Consider the following 19,919-nt stretch of genomic DNA (forward strand, 5'->3'; position numbering starts at 1 on the left):
CTAGTTATAACCTAGAGCCCCTAGGTTCGCAACGCGCCGCCGGCGCGGCCGGGTTGGCCGGTCGACGGGGGATGGCCCGGTGGGCGCACGGATGCGCTGGGACGTCAACGGTTCAGCATGTCCAGGTAGTGCTGGTTGTACATGACGCCGAGCACGTTCCCGTGGGGGTCGACCACGGAGGCGGTGACGAAGCCGGGCCCCCGCTCGATCGGCTTCTCGTACGCGGTGGCGCCCAGGGACAGCAGTCGCTCGAAGGCGCCCTCGACGTCGTCCACATGCCAGTAGGTCACCGCGCCGCCGGGGTGCGCCGGGCGGGGGCCGGGCGCGAAGCGGCTGTCGATGATGCCCAGTTCGTGCTGGTGGTCCCCGAGGCGGAACTCCACGTAGGCGAGCTCCTGTTCCCCGAGGGGGCGGGTGAAGTACGGCTCGACCCCGAGTACCTCGGTGTACCAACGGGCGGCGGCGGCGACGTCCTCGGCGAAGAGGCTGACGGTGGTGAGTCCTCGCAGCATCGGATGGTTCTCCCTCTCTCGGTGGGTGACGTCATCCATCCTCCGATCTAAAGTGCTCATCTACTGAGCACTTTTACGGGGGAATCCGGGGTCATGCGCGCCGATCGTCTGGTGGCCGTCCTGATGCTGATGCGACAGCGGGGTCGGGTGACCGCCGCCGAGCTGGCTGGAGAGCTCGAGGTCTCGGTGGCCACGGCCCGCCGAGATCTGGAGGCGCTCTCCGCGGCGGGGGTGCCGGTGTATCCGCAGCCCGGCCGCGGGGGCGGCTGGTCGTTGGTCGGCGGTGCCCGGACCGACCTCAGCGGGCTGACCGCGGCCGAGGCGCGGGCCCTGTTCCTCCTGGCCGGTCCCGGCGCGGGGGTGTCCGCCGAGGTCAAGTCGGCACTGCGCAAGCTGCTTGCGGCGCTGCCCCACACCTTCCGGGCGGAGGCGGAAGCCGCCACCGACGCGACCGTGATCGACCCCGTCCGATGGGGTGAGCGCGACCGGCCCCGGCCGGCGACGGTCGAACTGTTGCAGAGCGCCGTGGTCCGTCGCCGTAAGGTTCGGCTGAGCTATGCCGGTCGCGCCGGGGAGTCGACGGTACGACTGGTCGATCCATGGGGCCTGATCGACAAGGACGGCACCTGGTACCTCCTGGCCGGCACCGAGCGCGGGCGGCGGACCTTCCGGGTGGACCGGATCCTGCGGGCCGAGCCGACCGAGCAGCCCGCCGAACGCCCCGAGGGCCTGGCCCTGGCCGCCGTCTGGACGGAGGTCGTCGAGGAGATCGAGCGGCGGCGCTCCCGCACCTGGGCGACCGTGCTGATCGAGGAGCGGTATCTGCCGATCCTGCGCGACCGCTTCGGACGTCACTGCCACACCGAGGGCCCGGTCGGCGGGCAGCGGCTCCGGGTCCGCGTCGCCGCCCCCACCCCACTGGACCTCGCCCGCCAACTCGCGGGCTGGGGCGGCCTCGTCGACGTTCTCGAACCCCGCTCGGTCCGGGACCACCTCGCCCGCATCGGCGCGGAACTGCTCAGCCGGTACGGCGCCGCGGACGAGGGCTGACCGACCGCGGTGGCCGCCTGGGGCCGGAAAGCGCCCGAGGCCACCCAGAGACCATTCGGATTAGGTTAGGCTTACCTAAGCAATGGTCGGTCTCCCCGTCCAGTCTCCCTACCCGCGCCTGGAGTCCCCGGATGCGTCCCTTCCCTGCCCGCGCCGCAACGCCGACCGCCGCCGAACGCGTCCGGTCGATCCTGGCCGCCGCCCATTCGATGACCGTGGTGAGTGACGGCACGCACACCGAAGTGCGCCAACTCGACGGCATGGGGGCGATGGGACACTTCCACCTGCGCGCGCCGTCCGAGGACGTCGACGCCCCGACGACCCCGCGCGTCCCGGTTCGGCTGGAGCTCACCGACATCGCCCCCACACCGGTGCGCGACCGCCTGCGCGCCCGCGTCACCGTGACCGGACTGCTGACCGACGCCTATCGCGCGGAGGCCGCCGAGGGCACCTGCGTGGAGTTCGGCCAGGCGGTCCTCGAAGACGCCCGGGGGCGCGCATACGTCACCCTCCACGCCCTGGAGGCCGCCGAACTCGACCCGCTCGCGACCAGCGAAGCGGACATGCTGACCCACCTCATGGACGACCACAGCGAACTCCTGCCCCTGCTGCTGCGCCTCGTCCGCCCCCGCCCCGGCAGTGGCCTGTTGCGCGCCCTCCCGCTGGCGATGGACCGGTACGGCATGACTCTGCGCCTCGAACACCCCCGCACCCACCACGACGTCCGGCTGCCGTTCCAGACACCCGTGACCGACATCGAGCAGGTCGGCCCGCAGATCCACGCCCTCCTGGCCACGGCGCGCCGCCTCTCCCACACCGGCCGCCTGCTGGCCTGAGCCACCCTTCCGCGCCAGGGCGCGCCCCGGCGCGAAGGGTGACGACATGTCAGGTCGGTCACGCGGGTCGGCCCGTGGTGGTCAGCCGCTCCCGCCACCAGTCCACCGTCGCCTCCACCTGCTCGTCGAGGGGAGTGGCTCGTGCCCCGAACTCGGCTTCGTAGGCTCGTGAATCCATCGCGAACGGACGGTCGAACTGATAGCGGATCTCCCTGAGTTCGCGGATCATCGGGGAGAAGAGCGAGGCGACGCCCAGCACGGCCGGCGAGAGCCTGCGCACCGCGACCGGCCCCGTTCCCGACCGCGCGGCAAGGAGGTCGACCATCTCCCGAGGAGACAGCGCGGGTTCCGTGGGGACGTGCCAGGCCCGTCCCCACGCCCGCTCCTCGCCCGCGACCTCGACCAGGGCCCTGGCCACATCGGGGAGATAGCTCCAGCTGTGCGGGGCGTCCGGATCCCCGAGCGTGGCGACCGGCTTGCCGCGCAGCAGTCGTGGCATGACCCGCGCGGCCAGGTGCCCGCCATCGGTCACGCCGGGCCCGAAGAAGTCCGACGCCCGCATCTCGACCGCCGTGACGCGCCCCTGCTCGTGCAGCTTCCGCGCCTGTTCCCAGACGGCGGCGCGCACTCTCCCCTTGGTGCCGGTCGCCGCGAGCGGCAGCTTCTCGGTCATGGGACCGTCCACCGGGCCGTAGCCGTAGAGGTTGCCCAGCATGACCAGGACGGCCCCGGTCGTCTCGGCCGCCGCGCAGACCGACGAGGCAAGCGGCGGCCACTCACTCGCCCAGCGATGGTAGGGCGGTGCGGCACAGTGGTAGATCGCGGCCGCGCCCCGCGCCGCCTCGGCCAACCGCCCGCTGTCCCTCGCGTCCAGGGCGACATGCTCGATGCCGGGCTCCGGGCTTCGGCCCGACGTGGTGACGACCCGTACCGGGTGACCCTTCTCGACCAGCAGCCGAGCAGTGGCCGCCCCGGCGGGCCCGAATCCTATGACGACATGAAGACTCACGGGCGCACACTAGCGCGAGTGCGGTGCTCCGCCGTCGGTCCGGCTACGGGAGCGGCGTGCCGCGCGCGGTGAGCCAGAGGGCGTACCACTCCTCGTGGTCCAACCCCGGTGGCTGGTCGACCGCCTGTCGGCAGGCCCGGATGCGCCCCGGGTCGGCGGTGCCGATCACCGGCGCGATCCGGGCCGGGTGTCGCTGGAGCCACCACAGCAGCACGGTCTCCGGGGTCACCTGCTTGCCTGCGGCCAGCGCCGCGACCAGGTCGGCGGTCGCCCGCTCCTGGGGTGACTCCTGAAGTCCGGTGAATCGACCCTGGGCCAACGCGCCCCACGCCTGCAACTGGACACCGTGGTCGCGGCAGTACTCCAGGGTGCCGAAAGGGAAGCCGTTGGCCGCGCCCGCGGAGGTGTTCAACAGGACCGACGCCTCGACCCAGTCGCGTCGATGCAGGCTCATCTCCAGCTGGTTGGCGACGAGCGGCAGCCGCAGCCGGCTCTGGAGCGCCGCGATCTGCGCCGCCCCCATGTTGGAGACGCCGAACCGGCGCACCAGGCCCTGGGCGTGCAGGGCGGTCAGGGCCTCGGCGATGTCGTCGGGGTCCGCGAGCGGGTCCGGCCGGTGCAGCAGCAACACGTCGATCACGTCGGTGCGCAGCCGGGTCAGGCTCTCCTCGACCCGGCGCAGGATGGTCTTGCCGCGCAGGTCGTAGATGCCGGGGCGCTCACCGTCCGCCAGGCGGATCCCGCACTTCGTCTGCAGGGTGATCCGCCGGCGCAGCCCGGGGTCGCGGGCCAGGAGTTCACCGAAGACCGCCTCGGACTTCCCGTGGCGGTAGATGTCGGCGTGGTCGAAGGTGGTGATCCCGATCTCCAGGGCCGCGGTGATCGCCGCCTCCGCGGCCTCGATCTCCGCGGCGCCATAGGGTTCGGGCCCCCAAGTGCCGCCCAGGCCCATGCACCCGTACAGGGGTCGGGTCGTACTCGCGTTCGCTTCCGTCGTCACATGGCGACCTTACGGTCCTCCGTGCTCCGCCGCGCACCCGCCGAAAAGGGCGTTCCGGCTCAGGAGCGGCGTTTTCGCGCGGTGACATAACTGAACGGCTCGCAGACTCCGGCACTGTGGTGGCCGGCCGCCGCGAGAGCGCGGGCCAGACGCTCACGTGGCTTGAGTCCCAGGCCCGCGGTGGCGTGCAGCGCCCCGAGGGCGAGTTCGTCTCCGCATCCCACGGCCGTGTATCCGTCGGCGGGCTCGGCTATCTGGTAGTCGTCGTAGACGGCGAACAGGCGGCCGTGTATGCCGACCAGGAACGTCCCGGCCTGCTCCTGCTCGGAGTCCTTGCGCGACCAGCCGCCGTCCTTGAGACAGGTGCGCAGCCTGTCGACGAAGACGGTGGTCATGAACCGGTCCAGGTCGCCCTTGGGCTTGGGCGCCTTGAACGCGTGGTGCAGCAGCTGGCCCATGCGGAAGCTGGTGGTGAAACCCATGGCGTAGGGACCGTTGCGGAAGATCTTCGGGTCTCGGCGGACGGCGATACTGAGTCCGGAGACACCCGCGGAGTCCCCGCCCAGGTGCACCCTCCCGTGGTGTACGAGCCCGACGATCACGGTCATGGTCTTCCCCTCCGCTCTGCCCCTCTCTCGATACTGCGCCCGAGGAGGCGCGCGGAAACCGAACGGCGCTCGAGTGTGAGGCTCCCGTTTCTCGTCGTCCCACGGTCCGCGGCGCGATCCACGGGGACGGCGTGCCAGGCCGTGCCGCGCTCCGCCGTGTGCGTCCGACTCGATCGGGCACAGAATGTCGGGTCCCGCGAGGTGTGTGCCGCCTAGCGTGGTGATCGCAAGAGCGGAAGGAGACCGGACGTGTTGGAGCGTCTCAACCAGGTCATGGGGCGCATCGAGGACAACCTCGACCAGTCGCTTGACGTGGCCGAACTGGCGCGTGTCGCGGCCACCTCGGAGTACCACCTGCGTCGGATGTTCTCGGCGCTGGCGGGGATGCCGTTGTCGGAGTACGTCCGGCGCCGACGGCTCACCGTCGCGGGTGCCGAGGTGCTCGCCGGACGCGAGCCGCTGCTGGAGATCGCGGTGCGCTACGGCTACGGCTCGGGCGAGGCGTTCGCGCGGGCGTTCCGGGCCGTGCACGGCATCGGCCCGGGGGAGGCCCGACGCACCGGCGCCGCGCTCGTCTCCCAGCCGCGCTTGACCTTCCGCCTCACCGTCGACGGGAGTAACAGCATGCGCTATCGCGTGGTGGACAGGCCGGCTTTCACCATCGCCGGCCTCAAGACCCGGGTTGCCCTGGTGCACGAGGGGCCGAACCAGGAGATCATCGACTTCGTCCGCGGGATCGACCCGCGGACTCTGGAGGGCCTGGAGAAGCTGTCGGACCAGGAGCCGCACGGCATCGTCGCGGTCTGCGACGGTCTGGACCCGAGCCGCGCCGAGGGCACCGAACTCGACTACCACCACGGGGTGATCACGTCGGCGGACGCGCCGGAGGGGGCGACCGTGCTGCCCGTTCCGGCCGGCACATGGGCGGTGTTCACCACCTCCGGGCCGGCGCCGGAGGCCGTCCAGCATCTGTGGCGGGATGTGTTCACGGAGTGGTTCCCGTCCAACCCGTACCGGAGTCGCCCCGGTCCGGAGATCCTGCGCACCCGCCTGTCGACGGACGGGGCCGAGGTCGATGCCGAGCTGTGGCTTCCGGTGGAACGGGAACAGGGCTGAGCCCCGGCGTCGGGGCTCATGGGCGCCGCCGCTCGGTGAGCGCTTCAGCCGGCCGGCCCGGGCCGACTGAAGCGCTCGCTCCTCAGGAGGTGTACTGGTCGGCGTATTCGGCTGTCGGCGCGATGGGCGTGATCACGTCGATGAGGACTCCGTTCGGATCGGCGACGATGAAGTGACGCTGCCCGAAGTCCTCGCTGCGCAGCGCTAGTTGGGGCTCCAGCCCCTCGCGGACGACCAGCCGGTCCCACTCGGCGTCCACGTCGTCGACCTCGAAGTTGAGGAGCAGGCCCCGGGCGGGGACGCGATGCCCCTCGGGCAGCGTGGGGTGTGTGTGGTCGATGAGCGCGAGCTCGTACGAGGGGTCTCCCGGTCGGCGCAGGCTGACGTACCAGTCCGCCGCGAAGGTGGTCTCGAAGCCCAGCAGTCGGGTGTAGAAGTCGTGGGACTCCTTCAGCCGCGCGGTGCCGATCACGGGATAGAAGCCGGTCAGTTTCACAAAAGCCACCCTTCACATACCATCGGTATGCGAACAAGGTAGTTCACATACCATTGGTATGCCAACAGGTGGGCGAGGCGAGACGGTGCGGCAGGGAGTCAGGGCGCGTCAGCGCGAGAAGACCAGGCAGACGTTGTTGCTGGAGGGCCGGCGCCTCTTCGCCGAGCACGGGTACGGCGCGGTCGGCCTGTCCCAGATCGTGAGCGCGGCCGGGGTCACCAAGGGCGCGCTCTACCACCACTTCGACTCCAAGGCCGCCGTGTTCCGCGCCGTCCTGGAGACGGTGCAGCGGGAGGTGGGCGAGCGGGTGGCGGCGGCCGCGGACGCTCATGACGACCCATGGCTGCGGTTGACGGTCGGTTGCCGGGAGTTCCTCGCCGCGACCACCGCTCCGGACGTTCAGCGGATCATGCTTGTCGACGGGCCCGCGGTGTTGGGGTGGAGTGAGTGGCGGTCGATGGACGAGGCGAACTCGGCCCGCCACCTCGGCGACGCCCTGACCGACCTCGTCGCATCAGGGGTGATCGCTCCGCAGCCGGTGGCCCCGCTGGCACATCTGTTGTCCGGGGCGATGAACGAGGCGGCCCTGTGGTTGGCCTCCTCGTCGTCCCCGGACGACCTGGCGCACACCCAGGCCGCGTTGGGGCGCCTGCTCGAGGCGTTGCGCGCGGGCTGAAACGCCGGCGTGGGGCGTGCGCGGTCACGGCGACCGCGCACGCCGCATCCCCTTCACCCGGAACCCGGCCCCGGCCGACCGCGAGAAGGCGCGTCCGCCCCGGTGTGACGTTCACCGACTGTGCGCCGGCGTGCAACCATCCCTTCACCTGGGGCGTCGTACGGGCGGGAGCGAGCCCCCAGCTCCTTCTTCACGCCTGAGACTGGAGCAGTTTTGCGGATACGTACTTCGGCTGTCGCCATCACCGTCGTCACCGCGGCGGCCGGCCTGTCGGTGGCCCTCGCCCCCACCGCGAGCGCGGTCACCGCCAAGCCCGGGGACTTCAACGGTGACGGCATCGCGGACCTCGTCGTGGCCAGCCCCGGGGCCACCGTCGGCGGCTCCACCGCCGCCGGTTCGGTGACCGTCACCTACGGCTCCGCCGACGGCGTGTCCCCCACCCGTTCGGTGACCGTCACCCAGAACTCGTCCGGAGTCCCGGGCGGCGCCGAGAGCGGGGACCGCTTCGGCAGCTCCTACGCCACCGGTGACCTCGACGGCGACGGCTACACCGATCTCGTGGTCGGAGCCGAGGGGGAGACGCTGTCCGGTTCTCGGACCACCGGTAGCGTCACCGTCCTGTGGGGCGGGGCGAACGGCCTCACCCAGGGCGGCGTCGCGGTCGGCAACCCGCTCGCCGCCGACCCCGAGTCCTGGACCAAGCGGTTCGGCCACCAGGTCGCGGTAGGCGACTTCGACGGCGACGGCCGCGCGCAGCTCGCCGCGGTCTCCGATCACGACCTGTGGACGTTCGGGAACGGCTTCACCCGTACCGCCACGCCCACGCCCGTGCTCAGCGGTCAGGAGGACCAGTACACGACGCTGACCGCGGGCGACTTCCGGGGCACCGGCCGCGTCCAGCTCGCGACCACGGGACCGCAGGACTGCGACGGATACGGCTGTCAGTTCGCCGCCGTCTACGCCGCCGACGCCGACGGCAAGGTGGTCCGGGAGAAGACCCTCCAGGTGCCCAACTCCGGCACCAGCGACGAGGACGACGTGACCTTCTCCGCCGCCGCGGGCGACGTGAACCACGACGGTTACACCGACCTGGTCACCGGACAGGGCTGGTCGTACACCACCGCCGCGGGCTACGTCTACGTGCGGTACGGCAGCGCGGACGGGCTCGCCGCCCACCGCACCGCCAAGCTCGACCAGAACACCGCGGGTGTGCCCGGCGCCAACGAGAACGGTGATCGCCTCGGCGCCTCCGTGGCCGTCGGCGACGTCACCGGCGACGGCTACGCCGACGTCGTGGCCGGCGCCCCGGGCGAGACCGTCGACGGCGTCACCCAGACCGGCGAGGTCGTGCTGTTCAAGGGGGCGGCGAGCGGCCTCACCGGCACCGGCGCGCAGGCATTCCACCAGGCCACCAGTGGGGTGCCCGGGGCGTCGGAGGCGTATGACTGGTTCGGCTCCGCGGTCCGTGTGATCGACGTCAACGGCAACGGCAAGGCGGATGTGGCCGTCGCCGCGCGCGGCGAGGACGTGTTCGCCGGCGCGACGAAGGCCGGCGTGGACGGTTCGGACTGGGTGCTGCGCGGCTCGGCGAGCGGTCTGACGACGTCCCACGCCACCTCGTTCAGCGCGAAGTCCTTCGGATTCACGGACCCGAACGGCGAGTTCGGCACGGTGCTGGGCGGCTGACCCGCACCGACGTCCCACGAGGTGGCGGGGTCCGCCTGATCCGCGACGGATCGGGCGGAGCCCGCTCCGCGTCGTGATACCGACCGGGCGGCGATATCCGATCGACCGTTCGGGCCACCGCTGAGGCGTGGGCCGGATCACTCGCGGGCGGGTGATCCGGCGGCGGCCAGGATGGCCGTCAGCACGCCGGGGAAGCGTGTCTCCAGATCGCCGCGGCACAGGGTCATGTAGCGCGCCTTGCCTATCGGGACGTCGAGCTGGCGGCGGTCGGCGGTTTCCTGCTCGTCGCGGGTACCGAGCAGGCGTTGGCTCCGTTCCGCGACGTGCAGGCCACCGTCATCGTCGACGACCTCGACGACGTCTTCACGGTGGTGGCGCGCCGGGGTGGCCAGACGCTCGACGGCCCCAACACCGTTCCTACCGGACGGAACCTGACGATCGTCACCCCGGGGGCGCGGTCGTCGAGTACGTCGAGTTCGACCAGGCCAAGGTCGAAGCGCGATCGAAGGCGCCGACGGGCAGGTCGTGACGGGAGAGCGGTGCGCGTCTTCTGGGACGAGGCGGCGGTGCCCTACTCTCCGATGTCCCTGACGAAGACGATGGCGTCGAACCGGTCGACGGTGGCCGGGTCGAGGGCGGCGTAGGTGTGGTCGGCCGGGACGCGGGGCGTCGGCCTCCGGTCGAGGGCCGCGGCGAGACGGCCGGGATCGATGACGGCGCGGTCGTGGGGAAGGGCGGACAGGAGCCCTTCGAGGGTGTCGGGGTCGGGGACGTCGGAGCCGCGGGCACCGAAGGTGGTGGCGGCGAAGGCGTACCGGTCGCCCAGGCGGGTGCTGATGACGGCGCCCGCGCTCCACCACTCGACCGGCAGGTCGGCGAACCGCGTCCGACTCTTGTCACGTTGCAGGTGGCCGTTGTGGGCGAAGGCGAGCGTGGGGCCGCGACGGGCCTCGCGGTGGACGATGGCGTCGAGGTTGTCGGCCATCATCGCGTCGCGCAGGCCCATGAGCGCGCCGACGCGGGTGGGCGCGGTGTCGGCCAGCCCGGCGTGGTAGCGCAGGAGCCCGGAGGCGGTGCGGGCGTGTAGATCGGCGCGCCAGAGCTCGTCGGGGGAGGTGGCGTTCACCAGATGGGGGGCGTGCGAGGTGAGCACCGCACGCAGATCGTCGGCGATCAGGCGCAGTTCCCCGGCCTCGGGGGCGCGGCCGACGGACCGGGTGGGGTCCGTCAGGGCGGCCGGGTCGGTCCAGCGCTCGTCGCCGCCGAGCAACGCGTCGAGGGTCTCGAGACCCCAGGGCAGGTCGAGGTGGGCGGCGAGGTAGTCGTGCAGTGCGGTCAGGGCCGCGCGGGGGCTGGCGGCGCCGGTCGTCTCCAGAGGGCCGTCGAAGCCGTAGAAGCGAAGCCGCTCGTGCCGGGGACGTTGTTCGTTGTATGCGCGCATCCAGCGCAGGAGCTCGCGGTTGGCGGTCGAGGCGCCGAAGCCGTGGCTGAAGCCGAGGCTCATCGCGTCGTCGAGGGTGCCGATGCCGTCGACGACGTACGCGTCGGCGGTCAGGGCCGCCAGGCAGTCGCTCTCCACGGCGATCGAGCGGTAGCCCTCGCATTCGACCAGGTGACGGAAGAGTTCGTTGCGCAGCTCGGGGAAGGCTTCGACGCCATGGGTGGGCTCGCCGAGGCCGAGCAGGCGGGTGGTGGGGGACAGGAGCGCGGTGAGGGCGCCGCCGGTGAAGGGGCGGGCGGCATCCCGTATCGAGGCCGTCATGGCTTCAACCGTATCGTTGAACCCTCGGTGTAAACTTCGGCGGCATTTTCCGCCTGCGGACGAGGACAGAGCTTCAACATGCGGTTGCGGCCCATCGATCTGGCGCGTGAGCACGGCCTGTCCACACAGGCGGTGCGCAACTACGAGGAGGCGGGGATTCTGCCGCCGGCCGAACGCTCGCCGGCCGGCTACCGCGTCTACGCTCCACGCCACGCGGCGGCCTTGCGGACCTTCCTGGCGTTGATCCCCGCGCACGGCCATGCGACCGCGGGGGCGATCATGCGGGCCGTGAACGGCGGCGCGACCGAGGGGGCGCTGCGGCTGATAGACGAGAGCCACGCGCAACTGGCCGGGGACCGGAGCACGCTGGAGGCCGTGGAAGTGGCGCTGGGTGAACCGGGGTCGCCGCGCGACCCGGCGCCGTCACCTGAGGTGGAGCCGGGCGTGACGTTCATCGGGCCGCTGGCGCGCAGGCTCGGCATCCGGCCGGCGACGTTGCGGAAGTGGGAGCGAGCCGGGCTGATCGTGCCGCGGCGCGACCCGCGTACCGGCTACCGCGTCTATACCGCCGTGGACGTGCGCGACGTACTGCTGGCGCACCAACTGCGGCGGGGCGGCCATGGGTTGGAGCAGATCGCACGGGTGCTGGAGCAGGTCCGGGCGGCGGGCGGACCTGAGCCGCTGCGGGCGACGCTGCGGGAGTGGCGCGGCCGGCTGACGGCGCGAGGTGTGGCGATGCTGGCCGGCGCGGCAGCGCTCGACACCTATCTGAAGACGCCATGAAGACGCCATGACGCCCGCCCGCCGAGCGGAGCTCCCGCCGTGCCGGCCGATCACTTCGCCGCGCGGCGGACGGCGTGTGATCGGCCGCCGGGCGGGGGGCGAGGGCGCGCCGTTCCGCGCCGCGGGGCCCGTGTGAGAGACCGCGCGAACGGCCGGATTCAGCACATCGGTGGGCAGGCCCCGGAAGATGCCCGGCTCCGTGTCACCGCCCCCGCCCGTGGCGAGGGCGGTGACACGGGTGTGTCGGCGTCCGCCGTCACCGCTTCGGAGACACCGCGGGCTTGCCCGAGGTGTGCACCCAGGTGCGGAACAGCTTGTCCAGGTCCTTGCCGGACTTGCGTTCGGCCAGGGCGGTGAACTGGGCGGTGGTGCCGTGTCCGTGGCGGTGCTGGGTGGCCCAGGCGCGCACGATCCGGAAGAACACCCGGTCGCCGACGGCCTTGCGCAGCTGGTGGAGCGCCATGGCGCCGCGGGCGTAGACCGGGGTCTCGAAGATCTTCGCGCCGCTGCCGGGGTCGGCGGGCGGGAAGGCCCACAGCTCGTCGCCGGCGGGGCGGGCGTACAGCTCGTCGAAGAACTTCTGGGCCCTCGGGCCGCCGTGCTGCTCGCTGTAGAGCCATTCGGCGTAGGTGGCGAAGCCCTCGTTGAGCCAGATGTCCTTCCAGCTGGTCACGGAGACCGAGTCGCCGAACCACTGGTGGGCGCTCTCGTGGACGAGGGTGCTCACATCCGGGGCCGAGGGGTAGATGGGCCGTGTCTGGGTCTCCAGCGCGTATCCGACGTCCGGCGCGTGGTCGACGATGGACCCGGCGGAACGGTAGGGGTAGCGCCCGAACAGTCCGCTTCCCCACTCCAGGACGGACGGCAGCTTCTTGAGCACGGGCGCGGCGGCCGCGGCCTCGCGGGGGTCGACGGCGTTGAAGATCTTGATGCCGTCGCGGGTGGTGTGCTGTTGGACCGTGAACTTGCCGACGGTGGCGGTGGCCAGGTAGGCGGCCATCGGCTCGGACTGGCGCCAGCGGAAGGTGCTGCGGCCGTGGGCGGTGCGCTTGCCGCGGTAGACGCCGTTGGCCACGGCGGTGTGTCCCTCGGGGACGGTGATGGTGAAGTCGTACGAGGACTTGTCCTTGGGGTGGTTGTTCGCCGGGAACCAGCCCATGGCACCCTGCGGTTGCCCGACGACGAACGCCCCGTCGTCGGTGCGGAGCCATCCCTCCTTGGAGCCGTCCGGGTCGGTGACCGGCTTGGGGACGCCCCGATAGGTGACGGCGACGCGGAACGTGTGGCCCTTGCGCAGTGCGGCGCGCGGGGTGACGACGAGTTCCTGGCCGTCGCGCCGGAAGCTCGCCTTGGTGTGGTCGACCGTGACGCCGGTGACCTTCAGCCCCTTCAGGTCGAGGTTGAAGTGGGCGAGCCGCTGGGTCGCGCGGGCGGTGAGGACGGCCTTGCCGTCGAGGTGGTGGCCGCGCGGCTCGTAACGGAGGTTCAGGTCGTAGTGGGCGACGTGGTAGCCGCCGTTGCCGGCGAGCGGGAAGTAGGGATCGCCGACGCCGGCGGAGCCGGGTGTCGCGGCCGCCGTCGCCCCCGCGGTCGCCAGCAGGGCGGCGAGGGCGACGGGAACGGTCGCGAGGACGGTGCCTCGTCTGAGAACGGTCGCGCTCGCGGCGGTGTGCTTCGGGGATATCACGTGCTCTCCTGTGGGGGATTGATCATGAAACTCGCCCATCGTAGACCGGCCTCGCAAGCCCTTCCGGGCCGCTCCGTGACCTGGTCGGCCGCGGCGCGCCGCGGAGCGTTGGAGCGGGCCGCGGAACCGCTCGGTCCGGAAGTCGCGGGACAACCGCCGGCCCACCGCCCCGGCTGGTCAGCCGTCGCGCTCCAGGGCCCAGGTGGTGCCCGTCCTGATCTGCAGGTAGCCCGGGGGAAGGTGGTACAGGCCGGGGGACGCGGCGAAGCGCCGGATGGGCTGCAGCCGGTCGTCGAGCTGCCAGACGACCACAAGGGTGGCACCTCCGCGCGGGTCGTGCGCCAGCACCTGGTCCGTCTCGGCTCCCGTGTAGCGGACCACGGAGTAGCCACGACCCGAGACCTTCCGGTCGAACGACGCGGCGCCGCTCAGCGGCTCCAGCCCGATCCGCCAGCCGGTCTCCGGCGTCGTACGCACGCTGATCAGGCATTCACCGGCCTCGGTCACCCAGACCGGGCCGAGCACCGGGCGGCGGGCCCCGGCCTGGGCGCAGATCGCGGCCTTGCCCGTGGGGTGCACGGTGTGCACCGTCAGCCAGTCGTCCCCGGAGGTGAGGCGCTGCAGAGTGAGCAGCGTGGGCGGACCGGCGTACCGGAAGACGGCCCTGCCGTGGCCCTCCGCACGATCGGTGAACGGCGGGGCCTGGTCCAGCGAGAGCAGCCGCAGGCTCCAGTCGGCGACACCGGAAAGCCGTATCCGCAGCTCGGGCTCGCCCTCACGGAAGACGACGACACGGCCGCGGTCGCCATCGTGACGAGCCTCCAGGAAGGGCTCCTTCTCGTCGTACTCGTCGAGGAGTTCCGCGTGGTACCCCCAGTCGTTGGTGGCCCGGATCTCGTATGCGAGCAGCGCGGCCCGGCCGGGGGCCGGATTGACGAGGGTCACCGTGGTGTCGCCGCGGCCCTGGTAGGTGCCGGTGGCCCGGGCGGTCGCGGGGTCGGGGAGGGCCAGCGGGCGCACCCCGAGCGTCCAGGGGCCCTCGGCGTCCAGGATCAGGATCATCGGCCCCTCGGTGAGCGGCGCGGTCTGGCGCAGCGGGCCGATCTCGTTGACGAGGAGGTCGCGCTTGTCGTCATGGACGTTGCCGGGCGGGGCGGTGTAGACGGTGAAGCAGCCGCCCTCGTCCTCGTCGCCCGCGAAGTGCACATCGAGATCGGCGACGGGACCGCCGTACGTGAGCACCTCGGGGCCGAACCCCTGGAGCGCGGTGCCCAGTTCACGGGCCGCGGACATGGGCTGGACGACGATGGTCCAGTCGTTGTCGCCCTCCACGTGCAGCCGCAGCGGGCGGTCGCCGCGCTGCTCGACCGGGGCGCGGCCGCGGAAGTCCGTGAGCGTGCTGTTGAACAGCAGCTCGTCGTCCTTGTTGCGCTGGTCCAGGGTGTGCACACAGAAGTAGCCGTCGCCCTGGTGCCATGCCTCGACGAGCACCGGGCCCGCGGGCAGCGGCACATCGACGGTGAGGACGTCGTTGCCGCGACCACGGCGGACATACGCGGGGAACTCGGGGCCGAAGGAGACCGGCCGGGCGCCCTGCGGCGGGACGACGCGTTGCCGCGGCGCCGTGTGCTGTGCGGGGGCGGTGTGCCGCGGTGGCGCGTAGGGCGGGATCGGCTGCTGGGGCTGGGCGGTGTGTCGCAGTGGCGCCGTGTGCCGCGGTGGGGCGGAGTGTCCCGGCGGGGCGTACTGCGGGATCGCGAACGGCGGCACCGGCGGCGGCGCCCCCTGCGCACCGCCCGGCACCGCGGTCGCCGGGTCCAGCGGTCCGCCCTGCGGCGCGGCGTCGTCCACCACGATGCCGAAGTCCGTGGCGAGCCCGGCGATTCCGGTGGCGTACCCCTGCCCCACCGCACGGAACTTCCAGGCGCCGTCGCGGCGGTAGAACTCGCCCAGCACGAACGCCGTCTCGGTCGACGCGTCGAGCACCGCGTACGTCACGACCGGCGCCCCGGTCGCCACCGTCGACACCTGGAGGGACAGGCCGGGCACCGAGCCGAACGTGCCACCGTCGCAGGAGCCGGTGATCAGCATCCGCCGCACGGCGGGCTCGATGCGGTCGAGGTCGAGCTGCAACCACTCGGCGAGCTGCCCGCCGCCCTCGGCGCTGCCCAGGTGTCGCACGGTGCCCGAGGGGTGCGACGGCTGGTTGTAGAAGACGAGATCGGCGTCGCCCCGCACCTTGCCGGCCGCGTCGAGCAGCAGGACGGAGGCATCCACCACCGGGGCGCCGGGCTGGGCGAGACGGCAGACCGCCACCCGGAGAGGCTCGTTCGGGACCAGCATGTTGGCGCCCTTGGAGATGTGCGTCATGGGGCAATCGTGGCAGTACGAGTCCCCGTGAGTCGATGAGGAGTTCGATCGGTGCGGTCGCGGTCGCGACCGCGAGGGGGCGCGACCGCGAGCGTCGTGGCGGCCGTGCTCGTGCGACCGTGCTTCGACCGGGAGAACTCCGAAGTGCCGGGTCCGCGCCTGCGGAGTGATCCGCCTCACGTGCTGTCACAGCGGTCACCTACACGGTGTCTTGAGTCCGAAGCCCTGAGACGTAGGAGGGGACCCATGACCGAGAACATCGATGTGGTCGTGATCGGCGGCGGATACGCCGGCGTCATGGCGGCCAATCGGCTGACGCGGCGCGACGACGTGACGGTGACCCTGATCAACCCGCGTCCGGACTTCGTCGAGCGGATTCGCCTGCACCAACTGGTGGGCGGGTCCGACGACGCGGTCGTCGAGTACGGCAAGGTCCTGGCGGAGGACGTCCGGCTGGTGGTCGACACCGTGACACGGATCGGTGTGGCCGAGCGCGGCGTGACGTTGGCGACCGGCGGCACGGTCCGCTACGACTACCTGATCTACGCGGTGGGAAGTGGCAGCGCCGACCCGCGCGTGCCCGGAGCGGCCGAGTTCGCCTACCCGATCGCCGGCCTGGAGGAGGCGCAGCGGCTGCGGCCGGTCGTCGCCGCCGCGCCCTCGACGGCCGCGGTGACGGTCGTGGGAGCCGGCCCGACCGGCATCGAGACCGCCGCCGAACTGGCGGAGGAGGGTCGCACCGTGACCCTGGTCTGCGGCGGGGTACTCGGCCCGTACCTGCATCCGCGGGGTCGACGCTCGGTCGCCGAGCGGCTTGCCGAACTCGGTGTGACCGTGCTCGAAGGCCCCGACGCGAAGGTGACGGCGGTGACCCGGGATGCCGTGCGGCTCGGTGACGGCCGCGAGCTCCCGAGCGGGGTGACCGTCTGGGCCGCCGGATTCGGCGTGCCGGACCTGGCGGTGCGCAGCGGGCTGAGCACCGACACCCTGGGTCGCCTGCTCACGGACGAGACGTTGACGAGCGTGGACGACGTGCGCATCGTCGCGGCCGGCGACTCGGCGGCACCCTCGGACCTGCCGTTCCGAATGGGCTGCCAGTCCGCCGTTCAGATGGGCCCGCAGGCCGCCGAGACGGTGCTCAGCCGGATCGCGGGCAAGCTGCCCGTGCCCGTCAGCGTGGGCTTCGGCGGCCAGTGCGTCAGCCTGGGGCGTCGCGTCGGCATGGTCCAGCTCGCCCACCGGAACGACACCGCGACCAGGCTCTACCTCGGCGGCCGCCCGGGCGCGAAGCTCAAGGAGTTCGTGTGCAAGAGCACCGTCTGGCAGCTGGCGTACGAGGCCCGCAGGCCCGGTTCGCGTAGCTGGTGGATCAGGGACGACCAGCGTCGGCGACTGCTGCGGGTCGAGCGCGGCGCGGCACCGGCCACCGCTGACCGAGCGGCGTAGGTGTATGGCCTCGTGATGGGCCGTTCCGGTCACGGGCCGGCGTGCAGGAACGCCGCCCACCGCAGGGGGTCCGTCGGGTCCTGCGAGCGGTGTGCCGCCACCGCCTCGTGCAGGGCGCGGGCGGCCCCGTCGGCGTTCGGTCGGCCGGCGCGGGTCAGCGCGGAGTAGAAGTCCGCGGCGACGTCCGGGGCGGAACCGTCCTGGATGCTGCGCGGAATGACCGGGAGTCTCGGGCATGCCGACGGTCAGCAGACCGCGGAAGGCACCCCCGACCGCACCCTCCCGGGAGCGACGCAGCGCGGTGAGGGTACGGCTCCAGGTTCCGCCCGGCTTCCGCCCGGTTACCCTGGCGGACCGTCGTCGTACGGATGTGCGAGGATCTCCGGGTGAATGATCTACGCGTCCGCCCGGCCACCGAGTCCGATCTGGCCACCCTCGTCCGCCTTCGCGACGACGCGGCCCGTTGGATGCTGGCCTGCGGGGTCACCGGGCAATGGCGGCCCGGGGAGCTGGGCGAGGACCACTTCCGGCAGGTCATGGGGCGTGGCGAGGTCTGGCTGGCGGAGGCCGAAAACGGGTGCGTCGCCGGTGCTTGGGAACTGTGGTGGGAGGACGAGGCCGCCTGGGGGCCGCAACCGCCCGTCGCCGGGTATGTGCACCGGCTCATGGTCGATCGGAGCACCGCCGCGCCCGGGACGGGGCGACTGCTGCTGAGCGCCGCGGAACGCCGAGTCGCCGCGGCGGGTCGGACACGGGTGCGGCTGGACTGCCTGGCCGGCAACGCGCGCCTCAACGCCTATTACCGGCAGGCCGGTTACCGCGTCGTGGGCCACAAGGAAGGCAAGCCGCAGCCAGGCGGGGCGCCCAAGTCGTTCACGCTGCTCGAGAAGGAGCTCCGGCACACGCCCGAGTGATCGGCAAGAGCCCGGCAGGCCCCACCTGAGAACCAGATCGCACCGAACGCGATCGCACCGACGGTGCATCGAACGCAAGTCCTTCGATAGGGAGTTCCCTGCGGGGTGTGGAGAGCGAGGCGGACGGAGTACGCGGACCGTCCGCGGGAGGGTGCGGCCGCGCCTACACCGGTCGCCACGGGCCCGGCACCCTGCCGGGCTCGGACGGACCGAGACACCCGCCGCCAGAGGGACGAGCACCCCGTCCGGTCGGCGACGGGCCCTACTCTTGTGGGCCACGCCTGGGTTTCCTCGGCCGTCTCACCGGGGAGCCGATCCTCCATGGACCAGTCTCACGCACCGGTGCTGGAGGCTCTCGTCGCCTACGCCCGCTCCGGCCAGACCCCGTTCACCCCACCCGGTCACAAGCAGGGACGCGGCGCCGACCCCCGTGCGCGTGCCGTCCTCGGCGATGCGGTGTACACCAGTGACGTACTGGCGACCAGCGGTCTGGACGACCGCACCTCCTCGCACCATGTGCTGGAGAGGGCGCAGGAGCTGATGGCTGACGCCGTCGGCGCCAAGCACACCTTCTTCTCCACCTGTGGAAGCTCCCTGTCCGTCAAGGCGGCCATGCTCGCGGTCGCCGGGCCGCACGAGAAGCTGCTCCTCGGCCGTGACGCGCACAAGTCCGTGGTCTCGGGCCTGATCCTCTCGGGGGTGCGTCCCATCTGGGTGGAACCCGCCTGGGACCCGGACCTGCGTCTGGCGCACCCACCGTCTCCGGACGCCTTCGAGGCGGCCTTCGCCGAGCACCCCGACGCCAGGGGAGCGCTGGTCACCAGCCCCACCCCCTATGGCACCTGCGCCGACCTGGTCGCGCTCGCCGAGCTCTGCCACCAACGGGACCGGCCTTTGATCGTCGACGAGGCGTGGGGTGCTCATCTGCCGTTCCACCCCGACCTTCCGACCTGGGCCATGGACGCCGGAGCGGACGTCTGCGTCACCTCCGTGCACAAGATGGGTTCCGCGCTCGAGCAGAGCTCGGTCTTCCACCTCCAGGGGGACCGGATCACCGTGCCCATGCTCGCGGCCTGTGCCGACCTCCTCGGCACCACCAGCCCGTCCGTGCTCGTCTACGCCGCTCTCGACGGCTGGCGTCGTCAGATGGCCGAAGACGGCCGGCGCATCTACGATGCGGCCCTCGAGCTGGCCGGCACCGTGCGCGAACGCGTCGAGCAGATCGACGGGATGCATGTGCACGGCCGCGACGAGTTCTGCGCACCCGGTCGCGCCGCCGACCTGGACCCGCTCCAGGTCATCATCGACATCTCCGCCCTGGGAGTCACCGGATACCGCGCCGCCGACTGGCTCCGCGAACGGCACCAGGTGAACCTGCACGTCTGCGATCACCGACGGATCAGCGCCCAGCTCACCCACGCCGACTCCCGAGAGACCGCCGACACCCTGCTGAGCGCCCTGCGCGACCTCGCCCGCAACGCGCCACGGCTGCGCACCGGGGCGACGGTGGAGGTACCGGATCCCCCGCAGTTGCGTCTGGAGCAGGTCACCCTGCCACGAGACGCCTTCTTCGGGCCCACCGAGCAGATCCCGGTGGCCGACGCGGCCGGCCGCGTCGCGGCCGAGATGCTGACCCCCTACCCGCCCGGCATTCCCGCGGCGCTTCCGGGTGAACGGCTCGACACGGCCGTCCTGCGGTACCTGCGTTCGGGCGTGGAGGCGGGCATGGTCGTCCCCGACGCCGCGGATCCCGAACTGACCTCCGTCAAGGTGGTCTCCGAGTCCTGAGACACCCCGACCTGCCCCGACCGGCAACGCCTCTCGCGCGATGACGGTCGTCGACGACCGATCCCCGGGCCGACCCGCGCCCACGGAGTGGACACCGAGTCAGCGGGTAGGCGCGGAGGTGACACCCGGCGCCACCACCCGCCGTTCGCCCGAAGGGATCGTCCGATGGACGGATGCCCT

At 72.1% G+C, this 19,919-nt stretch carries 17 protein-coding genes; 9 read left to right on the forward strand and 8 right to left on the reverse strand.

All coding sequences use genetic code 11. The features are described from left to right. Positions 1–104 precede the first annotated feature (104 nt). The gene (locus CD790_RS17745; RefSeq protein WP_144384227.1) at positions 105–512 is read right to left on the reverse strand and encodes a VOC family protein; all 408 of its coding nucleotides are present in this window, start codon (positions 510–512) and stop codon (positions 105–107) included. Positions 513–605: 93 nt separating this feature from the next. Here CD790_RS17745 and CD790_RS17750 point away from each other — a divergent pair, with 93 nt between their 5' ends. Both CD790_RS17750 and CD790_RS17755 read left to right on the forward strand, forming a co-directional pair. Then, the gene (locus CD790_RS17750; protein ID WP_144384228.1) at positions 606–1,562 is read left to right on the forward strand and encodes a YafY family protein; all 957 of its coding nucleotides are present in this window, start codon (positions 606–608) and stop codon (positions 1,560–1,562) included. A gap of 131 nt (positions 1,563–1,693) precedes the next feature. Continuing rightward, entirely contained in the window at positions 1,694–2,398 is a 705-nt protein-coding gene (locus CD790_RS17755) for a DUF2470 domain-containing protein (protein ID WP_144384229.1), read from the forward strand. Positions 2,399–2,456: 58 nt separating this feature from the next. Here CD790_RS17755 and CD790_RS17760 read toward each other — a convergent pair whose 3' ends face one another. Genes CD790_RS17760 through CD790_RS17770 form a run of 3 tightly spaced genes read right to left on the reverse strand, consistent with a single transcriptional unit; the run spans position 2,457 to position 5,015 of the window. Next, positions 2,457–3,407: an NAD-dependent epimerase/dehydratase family protein gene (locus CD790_RS17760; RefSeq protein ID WP_144384230.1), complete on the reverse strand. Its 951-nt coding sequence runs from the start codon at positions 3,405–3,407 to the stop codon at positions 2,457–2,459. 43 nt (positions 3,408–3,450) lie between these two features. Continuing rightward, entirely contained in the window at positions 3,451–4,407 is a 957-nt protein-coding gene (locus CD790_RS17765) for an aldo/keto reductase family oxidoreductase (protein ID WP_260867665.1), read from the reverse strand. A gap of 59 nt (positions 4,408–4,466) precedes the next feature. Beyond that, positions 4,467–5,015, reverse strand: a complete 549-nt coding sequence (locus tag CD790_RS17770) for a hypothetical protein (RefSeq protein WP_144384231.1) — start codon at positions 5,013–5,015, stop codon at positions 4,467–4,469. A 249-nt stretch (positions 5,016–5,264) separates the two neighbouring features. On the opposite strand from CD790_RS17770, the gene CD790_RS17775 reads away from it, so the two are divergent. Continuing rightward, positions 5,265–6,131 (forward strand): AraC family transcriptional regulator, encoded by an 867-nt coding sequence (locus tag CD790_RS17775; protein WP_144384232.1) that lies wholly within the window; start codon positions 5,265–5,267, stop codon positions 6,129–6,131. Between the two features lie 82 nt (positions 6,132–6,213). Here the strand turns inward: CD790_RS17775 and CD790_RS17780 are convergent, their stop codons facing one another. After that, a complete protein-coding gene (locus CD790_RS17780) occupies positions 6,214–6,627 on the reverse strand; it encodes a VOC family protein (RefSeq protein WP_144384484.1) in 414 nt (137 codons plus the stop codon). 58 nt (positions 6,628–6,685) lie between these two features. Between CD790_RS17780 and CD790_RS17785 the strand changes: the two genes are divergently transcribed. Together CD790_RS17785 and CD790_RS17790 are read left to right on the forward strand one after the other, a co-directional pair. Next, entirely contained in the window at positions 6,686–7,303 is a 618-nt protein-coding gene (locus CD790_RS17785) for a TetR/AcrR family transcriptional regulator (protein WP_144384233.1), read from the forward strand. A 213-nt stretch (positions 7,304–7,516) separates the two neighbouring features. Continuing rightward, on the forward strand, positions 7,517–8,989 hold the full coding sequence (locus CD790_RS17790; protein WP_186319083.1) for an FG-GAP-like repeat-containing protein: 1,473 nt from the start codon (positions 7,517–7,519) through the stop codon (positions 8,987–8,989). A gap of 571 nt (positions 8,990–9,560) precedes the next feature. Here the strand turns inward: CD790_RS17790 and CD790_RS17795 are convergent. Next, complete coding sequence (locus CD790_RS17795; RefSeq protein WP_144384235.1) at positions 9,561–10,751, reverse strand: erythromycin esterase family protein; 1,191 nt, start codon at positions 10,749–10,751, stop codon at positions 9,561–9,563. A 78-nt stretch (positions 10,752–10,829) separates the two neighbouring features. On the opposite strand from CD790_RS17795, the gene CD790_RS17800 reads away from it, so the two are divergent. Then, the gene (locus tag CD790_RS17800; protein ID WP_144384236.1) at positions 10,830–11,534 is read left to right on the forward strand and encodes a TioE family transcriptional regulator; all 705 of its coding nucleotides are present in this window, start codon (positions 10,830–10,832) and stop codon (positions 11,532–11,534) included. A 256-nt stretch (positions 11,535–11,790) separates the two neighbouring features. Here CD790_RS17800 and CD790_RS17805 read toward each other — a convergent pair whose 3' ends face one another. Both CD790_RS17805 and CD790_RS35260 read right to left on the reverse strand, forming a co-directional pair. After that, positions 11,791–13,221 (reverse strand): M1 family metallopeptidase, encoded by a 1,431-nt coding sequence (locus tag CD790_RS17805; protein WP_260867666.1) that lies wholly within the window; start codon positions 13,219–13,221, stop codon positions 11,791–11,793. A 177-nt stretch (positions 13,222–13,398) separates the two neighbouring features. Next, positions 13,399–15,591, reverse strand: a complete 2,193-nt coding sequence (locus tag CD790_RS35260; RefSeq protein WP_260867667.1) for a TerD family protein — start codon at positions 15,589–15,591, stop codon at positions 13,399–13,401. 246 nt (positions 15,592–15,837) lie between these two features. On the opposite strand from CD790_RS35260, the gene CD790_RS17815 reads away from it, so the two are divergent. From CD790_RS17815 to CD790_RS17825, 3 genes are all read left to right on the forward strand, one after another. Then, positions 15,838–17,037, forward strand: a complete 1,200-nt coding sequence (locus CD790_RS17815) for an NAD(P)/FAD-dependent oxidoreductase (protein ID WP_144384238.1) — start codon at positions 15,838–15,840, stop codon at positions 17,035–17,037. A 368-nt stretch (positions 17,038–17,405) separates the two neighbouring features. Continuing rightward, positions 17,406–17,951, forward strand: coding sequence for a GNAT family N-acetyltransferase (locus CD790_RS17820; RefSeq protein WP_186319084.1), 546 nt, complete (start codon positions 17,406–17,408; stop codon positions 17,949–17,951). Positions 17,952–18,272: 321 nt separating this feature from the next. Continuing rightward, entirely contained in the window at positions 18,273–19,739 is a 1,467-nt protein-coding gene (locus CD790_RS17825) for an aminotransferase class I/II-fold pyridoxal phosphate-dependent enzyme (protein ID WP_144384240.1), read from the forward strand. The last annotated feature ends 180 nt before the right edge of the window (positions 19,740–19,919 follow it).

This window comes from Streptomyces sp. SAJ15, assembly GCF_007595705.1.
Taxonomy (GTDB): domain Bacteria; phylum Actinomycetota; class Actinomycetes; order Streptomycetales; family Streptomycetaceae; genus Streptomyces.

Coding starts and splice junctions, on each gene's coding strand:
- CD790_RS17745 (WP_144384227.1), bottom strand. CDS start 512: ATGCTGCGAGGACTCACCACCGTCAGCCTCTTCGCCGAGGACGTCGCC.
- CD790_RS17750 (WP_144384228.1), top strand. CDS start 606: ATGCGCGCCGATCGTCTGGTGGCCGTCCTGATGCTGATGCGACAGCGG.
- CD790_RS17755 (WP_144384229.1), top strand. CDS start 1,694: ATGCGTCCCTTCCCTGCCCGCGCCGCAACGCCGACCGCCGCCGAACGC.
- CD790_RS17770 (WP_144384231.1), bottom strand. CDS start 5,015: ATGACCGTGATCGTCGGGCTCGTACACCACGGGAGGGTGCACCTGGGC.
- CD790_RS17785 (WP_144384233.1), top strand. CDS start 6,686: ATGCCAACAGGTGGGCGAGGCGAGACGGTGCGGCAGGGAGTCAGGGCG.
- CD790_RS17795 (WP_144384235.1), bottom strand. CDS start 10,751: ATGACGGCCTCGATACGGGATGCCGCCCGCCCCTTCACCGGCGGCGCC.
- CD790_RS17800 (WP_144384236.1), top strand. CDS start 10,830: ATGCGGTTGCGGCCCATCGATCTGGCGCGTGAGCACGGCCTGTCCACA.
- CD790_RS35260 (WP_260867667.1), bottom strand. CDS start 15,591: ATGACGCACATCTCCAAGGGCGCCAACATGCTGGTCCCGAACGAGCCT.
- CD790_RS17815 (WP_144384238.1), top strand. CDS start 15,838: ATGACCGAGAACATCGATGTGGTCGTGATCGGCGGCGGATACGCCGGC.
- CD790_RS17820 (WP_186319084.1), top strand. CDS start 17,406: ATGTGCGAGGATCTCCGGGTGAATGATCTACGCGTCCGCCCGGCCACC.
- CD790_RS17825 (WP_144384240.1), top strand. CDS start 18,273: ATGGACCAGTCTCACGCACCGGTGCTGGAGGCTCTCGTCGCCTACGCC.